Here is an 8,147-nt window from a genome sequence, read left to right as displayed (position 1 = left end):
GAGGCTTGCCCGCGAAAGCGGTGTGTCAGGCACGTTGATGTCACTGACACACCGCTTTCGCGGGCAAGCCTCGCTCCTACAGGTATTGCGGGGTTACTCGGCGTTGCAGAGCGCCAGGCAGTTATCCAGCATGCGGTTGGAGAAGCCCCATTCGTTGTCGTACCAGGCCAGCACCTTGAGCAGCTTGCCGCTGGACTTGGTGTGGTTGGCGTCGAAGATCGACGACAGCGGGTTGTGGTTGAAGTCGCTGGAGACCAGCGGCAGGGTGTTGTAGCCGAGAATCTTCGAGTGTTGAGCGGCTTCTTTAAGCAGCGCGTTCACTTCATCGGCCGACGCTTCGCGCTTGAGCTGCACGGTCAGGTCCACCAGCGATACGTTGATCACTGGCACGCGCACGGCCATGCCGGTCAGTTTGCCCGCCAGTTCCGGCAGTACCAGACCGACCGCTTCAGCGGCGCCGGTCTTGCTCGGGATCATGTTCTGGGTGGCGGAACGGGCGCGGTATGGGTCGGTGTGATAGACGTCGGTCAGGTTCTGGTCGTTGGTGTAGGCGTGGATCGTGGTCATCAGACCGCTTTCGATGCCCAGCTCACGGTGCAGCACTTGGGCCACCGGGGCCAGGCAGTTAGTGGTGCAGGAGGCGTTGGAAATAATCTGGTGCGACTGGCGCAGAATGTCGTGATTGACCCCATAAACCACGGTGGCGTCGGCGCCTTTGGCCGGGGCCGAGATAATCACTTTGCGCGCGCCGGCCGTAATGTGCGCGGCGGCTTTGGCACGGTCGGTAAACAAACCGGTGCATTCGAAGACGACATCAACTTTCTCGGCAGCCCATGGCAGTTCGGCCGGGTTGCGGATGGCGCTGACCGAAATACGGTCGCCGTTGACGGTCAGGCTTTCATTATCGTGCTGAACATCGGCGTCGAATGTGCCGTGAACGGTGTCGTACTTCAGCAGATGAGCGTTGATCGAGCTGTCGCCCAGGTCATTGATGGCAACGATCTGCAAATCCTGGCGGTAGCCTTGGGTATACAGTGCGCGCAGGACATTACGGCCGATACGGCCAAAACCATTGATTGCGATTCGAAGAGTCATTTAACAGGGCCGCCGTCGTTTTGTTGTTGGAATTACAAGATTATTCGCATAAAAATAGAAAACAAGCCTTTTTAATGGCAATATTTTGTTCAATCTACAACGAGTGACCTGAATCAACTGGTCCGATCGATCAAGAAAGCCGCCCGTCACCCCATCGACAACGGCCCTTGATCAGCATAGACAATCAGGTCGCCACATCCGTTAGCCTGGAGTTCTACACATGCATCCCCGCGTCCTTGAGGTCACCGAACGGCTTATCGCCCGTAGCCGAGCTACGCGTGAGGCTTACCTTGCGCTGATTCGCGGCGCCGCCACCGACGGTCCGATGCGCGGCAAGCTGCAATGCGCCAACTTCGCCCACGGCGTGGCCGGTTGCGGCACCGACGACAAGAACAGCCTGCGGATGATGAACTCCGCGAACATCGCAATTGTTTCTTCATATAACGACATGCTCTCGGCGCATCAGCCGTACGAAGTCTTCCCTGAACAGATCAAAAAAGCCCTGCGCGAAATCGGCTCGGTCGGCCAGTTCGCCGGCGGCACCCCGGCGATGTGCGACGGCGTGACCCAGGGCGAGCCGGGCATGGAACTGAGCCTGCCGAGCCGTGAAGTGATCGCGCTGTCCACCGCCGTGGCGTTGTCCCACAACATGTTCGACGGCGCGCTGATGCTCGGCATCTGCGACAAAATCGTGCCGGGCCTGATGATGGGCGCCCTGCGTTTCGGTCATCTGCCAACGATTTTCGTGCCGGGCGGGCCGATGGTTTCGGGCATCTCCAACAAGCAGAAAGCCGATGTGCGCCAGCGCTACGCCGAAGGCAAGGCCAGCCGCGAAGAGTTGCTGGAATCGGAAATGAATTCCTACCACAGCCCTGGCACCTGCACCTTCTACGGCACCGCCAACACCAACCAATTGCTGATGGAAGTCATGGGCCTGCACTTGCCGGGCGCTTCTTTCGTCAACCCGAACACTCCGTTGCGCGAGGCCCTGACCCGCGAGGCCGCGCATCAGGTCACCCGCCTGACCAAGCAGAACGGCGACTTCATGCCGATCGGCGAAATCGTCGACGAGCGCTCGCTGGTCAACTCCATCGTGGCCCTGCACGCCACCGGCGGCTCGACCAACCACACCTTGCACATGCCGGCCATCGCCATGGCGGCGGGCATTCAACTGACCTGGCAAGACATGGCCGACCTCTCCGAGGTGGTGCCGACCCTGAGCCACGTCTACCCGAACGGCAAAGCCGACATCAACCACTTCCAGGCGGCGGGCGGCATGTCGTTCCTGATCCGCGAACTGCTGGAAGCCGGGCTGCTCCACGAAAACGTCAACACCGTGCTCGGCCACGGCCTGAGCCGTTACACCGTGGAGCCGTTTCTCGATAACGGCGAACTGGTCTGGCGCGAAGGCCCGATCGAAAGCCTCGACGAAACCATCCTGCGGCCAGTGGCTCGTGCGTTCTCGCAAGAGGGCGGTTTGCGGGTGATGGAAGGCAACCTCGGTCGCGGGGTGATGAAAGTCTCCGCCGTGGCGTTGGAAAACCAGATTGTCGAAGCGCCAGCCATGGTGTTCCAGGATCAGCAGGATTTGGCCGACGCGTTCAAGGCCGGTTTGCTGGAGAAGGATTTTGTCGCGGTGATGCGCTTCCAGGGCCCGCGCTCCAACGGCATGCCGGAATTGCACAAGATGACGCCGTTCCTCGGTGTGCTGCAGGATCGCGGCTTCAAAGTGGCACTGGTCACTGATGGGCGGATGTCTGGCGCCTCGGGGAAAATCCCGGCGGCGATTCACGTCAGCCCCGAGGCTTACGTCGGTGGCGCTCTTGCGCGAGTGCAGGAGGGCGATATCATCCGCGTCGATGGCGTCAAAGGCACCCTGGAGCTTAAGGTGGACGCCGAAGAATTCGCAGCGCGCACCCCGGCCAAGGGTTTGTTGGGTAACAACATCGGCAGCGGGCGCGAACTGTTTGGTTTCATGCGCATGGCCTTCAGCTCCGCAGAGCAGGGCGCCAGCGCCTTCACTTCTGCCCTGGAGACGCTTAATTGAAACTGGCTTTGGTCGGTGACATCGGTGGGACCAACGCACGTTTCGCGTTGTGGAAAAACCAGCAACTGGAGTCGATCCAGGTGCTGGCGACGGCAGATCACGCCAGCCCTGAGGAGGCCATTGGCGTCTACCTCAGCGGCTTGGGGTTGAAACCGGGCGACATCGGTTCGGTGTGCCTGTCGGTCGCCGGCCCGGTGAGTGGCGATGAATTCAGGTTCACCAACAATCACTGGCGACTCAGTCGCAAGGGGTTCTGCCAGACCTTGCAGGTGGACCAACTGCTGCTGGTCAATGATTTCTCGGCGATGGCGTTGGGCATGACCCGTTTGCAGCCAGACGAATTCCGCGTGGTCTGCGAAGGCACGCCGGAACCGTTGCGGCCAGCGGTGGTGATTGGCCCCGGCACGGGTTTGGGTGTTGGCACTTTGCTCGATCTCGGCGAGGGCCGGTATGCGGCGCTGCCGGGCGAGGGCGGTCACGTCGATTTGCCGTTGAGCAGCCCGCGGGAAACCCAATTGTGGCAACACATCTTCAACGAGATCGGGCATGTCAGCGCCGAAACGGCGTTGAGTGGTGGTGGCTTGCCCCGGGTTTACCGGGCGATTTGTGCGGTGGACGGCCACGAGCCGGTGCTCGACACGCCGGAAGCGATTACCGCTGCCGGTTTGGCTGGCGACCCGATTGCCCTGGAAGTGCTGGAGCAGTTCAGTTGCTGGCTCGGCCGCGTGGCCGGCAACAACGTGCTGACCACCGGCGGGCGCGGCGGCGTGTACATCGTCGGCGGCGTGGTGCCTCGGTTTGCTGATTTCTTTATCGAAAGCGGTTTCGCCCGGTGCTTCGCCGACAAGGGCTGCATGAGCGATTACTTCAAAGGCATCCCGGTGTGGCTGGTGACGGCACCGTATTCCGGGTTGGTCGGCGCAGGTGTGGCGCTCGACCAGGCTTGAGACCGTGTCGCGCCCTTCGCGGGCAAGCCTCGCTCCTACAGGATTAGTGTTGATCGAAAGAACACCGACAACCTGTAGGAGCGAGGCTTGCCCGCGAAGGGGCCCGCACAGACACCAACGATAATGATCGTTCCCACGCTCTGCGTGGGAATGCAGCCCGTGACGCTCCGCGTCACTGGACGCGGAGCGTCCCTTGAGGCATTCCCACGCAGAGCGTGGGAACGATCGAACGATCAGGCATAATCCGCCCAATTCAAACAACAAGGATGCCGCCCCTGTGAGCTCAGTCAACAAGTCGATTTTGTTGGTCGATGACGATCAAGAGATACGCGAGTTGCTGGACACCTACCTGACCCGCGCAGGTTTTCAGGTGCGCACCACGCCGGACGGCGCAGGCTTTCGCCAGGCGATGAACGAGGCGCCGAGCGATCTGGTGATCCTCGATGTGATGCTGCCGGACGAAGACGGTTTCAGCCTCTGCCGCTGGATTCGCCAACACCCGCGCCAGGCCCAGGTGCCGATCATCATGCTCACGGCCAGTTCCGACGAGGCCGACCGGGTGATTGGCCTGGAACTCGGTGCAGACGATTACCTCGGCAAACCCTTCAGCCCTCGGGAATTGCAGGCGCGGATCAAAGCGTTGTTACGCCGTGCCCAATTTGGTCAGGAACGCTCCGGCAGTGAAGTGCTGGCCTTCGATGACTGGCGCCTGGACATGGTCAGCCATCGGCTGTTCCACATTGATGGCGAAGAAGTGATTCTCTCCGGCGCCGACTTCGCGTTGCTGAAACTGTTCCTCGATCACCCCCAGGAAATCCTCGACCGCGACACCATCGGCAACGCCACCCGTGGCCGTGATTTGATGCCGCTGGATCGGATTGTCGACATGGCCGTCAGCCGTTTGCGCCAGCGTCTGCGCGACACCGAAAAGCCCCCGCGACTTATCCGTACCGTGCGTGGCAGCGGCTACCAACTGGCCGCCAATGTGGTTGCCAGCAATGGCCACTGAGTGGTTGCGTCGATTCGCCGCCAAAGTGCCGGTGCCGCGTTCGTTGCTCGGGCGGATGTTGCTGTTGACGTTGTTGGTGGTGCTGTTCGCCCAGGCGCTGTCGAGCGTGATCTGGGTTTCGCAACTGCGCGCCACCCAGCTCGAAGGCCTGGTCACCAGCGCTCGCAGCCTGGCGCATTCGATGACAGCCAGCGTCAGTTATTTCCGCTCGTTGCCGGTGGCGTTCCGGCCGTTGGTGCTCGACCAGTTGCGCAGCATGGGCGGCACCCGGTTCGTGGTGACCCTCAATGACAAACCGCTGGGCATGGAAGTGCTGCCGATCACCCCGCGTAAAGCGGCGGTGCTCAAAGCGGTGGACGAAGTACTGCGCGAGTCCCTGGGTCACGACACCGATATCTCGGTGACCTTTGTCAGCCCCGAAGACCTGCGGATCTTCAACAGCGGGTTGAAACTCGATGAATTGCCGCGCTCCTGGGCGCATTACGCGTTGACCCTGGAACCGGTAAACCCGCCGGTGCTGGTCACGCAAATCCAGATGGCCCCGGGGGAATGGCTGTACATCGCCTCGCTGTTGCCCGAGCCTTACACCAGTCTTGAAGAGCAGGGCCTGCCGGCGCAGCAGGTGTGGTTTATCGTGCTCACCAGCGGTTTCTTGCTGTTGTTCATCGGCCTGCTGGTGCACTGGCAGAGTCGTCCGCTCAAGCGCCTGGCGCGGGCGGCGCGGGACATGTCCCTCGGTGCTGAAGTCGAGCCGGTGCCCGAGGGCGGCGGCAGTGAAGTGGTCGAAGTCGGACGCGCCTTCAACGCGATGCGCGAACGGATCAGCCGTTACCTGACCGAACGCAGCCAGCTATTCAGCGCCATTTCCCACGACCTGCGCACGCCGATCACCCGGTTGCGCTTGCGGGTCGAATTGCTCGAAGACGAAACGCTGCAAGCCAAGTTCGGCCGCGATCTGGATGAGCTGGAGTTGTTGGTCAAAGGCGCGCTGCAATGCGTAAAAGACACTGACATCCACGAAAACATCGAACCGGTGGATCTTAATCATGTGCTCGATTGCCTGGTGGAGCCGTACCTGGCGCCCAACGGCAATGGTCGCGTGACCCAACAGGGCCGGGCATTTGCCGCGTATCCGGGCAAACCCCTGGCGCTCAAGCGCTGCATCGGCAACCTGATCGACAACGCCTTGAAGTACGGGCAGAACGCCCATCTGCATATCGATGACGACCAGAGCGCGTTCATCCTGCATGTCGACGATGAAGGGCCCGGCGTGCCGGAGCAGCGGATGGAGCAAGTGTTCGAACCGCACTTCCGCCTGGCCGGGCAGCAGCAGGGTTATGGGTTGGGATTGGGGATTGCGCGCAATATTGCGCATAGCCATGGTGGGGAAGTGAGTTTGCAGAATTTGCGTGAGGGTGGGTTGCGGGTGACATTGCAGCTTCCTCGGTCGCTTGATTGAGTTTCGCTCTTTAGATCCACCCCTCACCCCAACCCTCTCCCCAAAGGAGAGAGGGGGAAAGGGAGCCGATCGGGGATTTTTCAAAACCTGAGTTCGACTCGGTATTTCAGGTCGATGTAGCTCCAAGAACAACTCGGTCGGCCCCCTCTACCCCTTGGGGAGAGGGCTGGGGTGAGGGGTGACTCTTAAACTCAACACAACTCCAAAGTCCCAACACATTTGTCACAACCCTGTGACAAACCCCGCCCCCTTCGTTACCTGCCTCGCCCCAACCGTTGTTTAGACTGCCCCTCAGTCATAACAACAAAAAAGGTACCCCATGGACACCTTCCAACCTGCCTTCAGCAGTTGGCTGAACGCGCCTGCCCACCAGCAATGGCTCGCCGCCGAAGGCCTGCGCCTGCTGGCGTTCGCCAAGGCTTCGAAGCTCCCCGATGGCTTCGGCAATCTCGATGAAAAGGGCCAGCTCCCGGCCAACGCCCACGCTGAAACCATGAACACCGCGCGCATGACCCATAGCTTCGCCATGGCCCATATCCAGGGCCTGCCAGGGTTTGCCGAACTGGTGGATCACGGCGTCCAGGCCCTCAACGGTCCGTTGAAGGATGCTAAACACGGCGGATGGTTTGCCACTGCCCATCACTGCGACGACAACACCGGCAAAGCCGCGTACCTGCACGCCTTCGTCGCCCTCGCCGCGAGTTCGGCAGTGGCCGCGCAACGGCCCGGTGCGCAAGCCTTGCTCGATGAGGCAATTCAGATCATCGACACGCATTTCTGGAGCGAGGAGGAGGGCGCCATGCGCGAATCCTTCAATCGCGACTGGAGCGAGGAAGAAGCCTACCGCGGCGCCAACAGCAACATGCACGCGACCGAAGCCTTCCTCGCGCTGGCGGATGTCACCGACGACCACCGCTGGCTGGTCCGCGCGCAACGGATCGTCGAGCGTGTTATCCACGGTCACGCCGCCGCCAACGATTACCTGGTGGTCGAGCATTTTGATCGCGACTGGCAGCCGTTGCGCGAGTACAACCACGACAACCCGGCCGACGGTTTCCGCCCTTACGGCACCACGCCGGGCCACGGTTTCGAATGGGCGCGGCTGTTGCTGCACCTCGAAGCCGCACGGGTCCGGGCCGGGATGCTCACGCCGGGTTGGCTGGCGACCGACGCGCAAAAACTCTTCGATCACAATTGCCGTCACGGCTGGAATGTCGATGGCGCACCGGGGATTGTCTACACCCTGGACTGGGACAATCGCGCCGTGGTTCGCCATCGCCTGCACTGGACCCATTGCGAAGCCAGCGCTGCCGCCAGTGCCCTGCTCAAACGCACCGGCGATGAACAATACGAAACCTGGTACCGACTGTTCTGGGAATTTTGTGACAGTCATTTCATCGACCGCTGCGATGGCAGTTGGCACCATGAACTCGATCCGCAAAACCGTCCGAGCGCCGATATCTGGGCAGGTAAACCCGATCTGTATCACGCCTGGCAGGCGGTTTTGATTCCGCGCCTGCCGCTGGCACCGAGTATGGCCACGGCTTTGGGGCAGTTGTCCCAGAGCGCTCCTGTGTAACCATGTGGTGA

6 protein-coding genes are annotated in these 8,147 nt (G+C 61.2%); 5 read left to right on the top strand and 1 reads right to left on the bottom strand.

What is annotated here, in order from left to right; all coding sequences use genetic code 11:
* Positions 1–93: 93 nt before the first annotated feature.
* Positions 94–1,095 carry a type I glyceraldehyde-3-phosphate dehydrogenase gene (gene gap, locus BK667_RS24485; RefSeq protein ID WP_123514156.1) on the bottom strand — a complete coding sequence of 334 codons (1,002 nt, stop codon included), beginning with the start codon at positions 1,093–1,095 and terminating at the stop codon, positions 94–96.
* Positions 1,096–1,315: 220 nt separating this feature from the next.
* Between gap and edd the strand changes: the two genes are divergently transcribed.
* From edd to BK667_RS24460, 5 genes are all read left to right on the top strand, one after another.
* Positions 1,316–3,142 (top strand): phosphogluconate dehydratase, encoded by a 1,827-nt coding sequence (gene edd, locus BK667_RS24480; protein WP_123599158.1) that lies wholly within the window; start codon positions 1,316–1,318, stop codon positions 3,140–3,142.
* Positions 3,139–4,089, top strand: coding sequence for a glucokinase (locus BK667_RS24475; protein ID WP_123514160.1), 951 nt, complete (start codon positions 3,139–3,141; stop codon positions 4,087–4,089). The genes edd and BK667_RS24475 overlap by 4 nt, the downstream gene beginning before the upstream one ends.
* A 277-nt stretch (positions 4,090–4,366) precedes the next feature.
* Complete coding sequence (locus BK667_RS24470; protein WP_008155851.1) at positions 4,367–5,098, top strand: response regulator; 732 nt, start codon at positions 4,367–4,369, stop codon at positions 5,096–5,098.
* Complete coding sequence (locus BK667_RS24465; protein ID WP_123599157.1) at positions 5,088–6,557, top strand: ATP-binding protein; 1,470 nt, start codon at positions 5,088–5,090, stop codon at positions 6,555–6,557. Before BK667_RS24470 ends, BK667_RS24465 begins: the two co-directional genes overlap by 11 nt.
* Positions 6,558–6,876: 319 nt before the next feature.
* Complete coding sequence (locus BK667_RS24460) at positions 6,877–8,136, top strand: D-mannose isomerase (protein ID WP_123599156.1); 1,260 nt, start codon at positions 6,877–6,879, stop codon at positions 8,134–8,136.
* The last annotated feature ends 11 nt before the right edge of the window (positions 8,137–8,147 follow it).

It is taken from the genome of Pseudomonas frederiksbergensis, assembly GCF_003732705.1.
GTDB classification, from domain to species: domain Bacteria; phylum Pseudomonadota; class Gammaproteobacteria; order Pseudomonadales; family Pseudomonadaceae; genus Aquipseudomonas; species Aquipseudomonas frederiksbergensis_F.
This window is presented reverse-complemented; position numbering and strand designations above follow the sequence as displayed.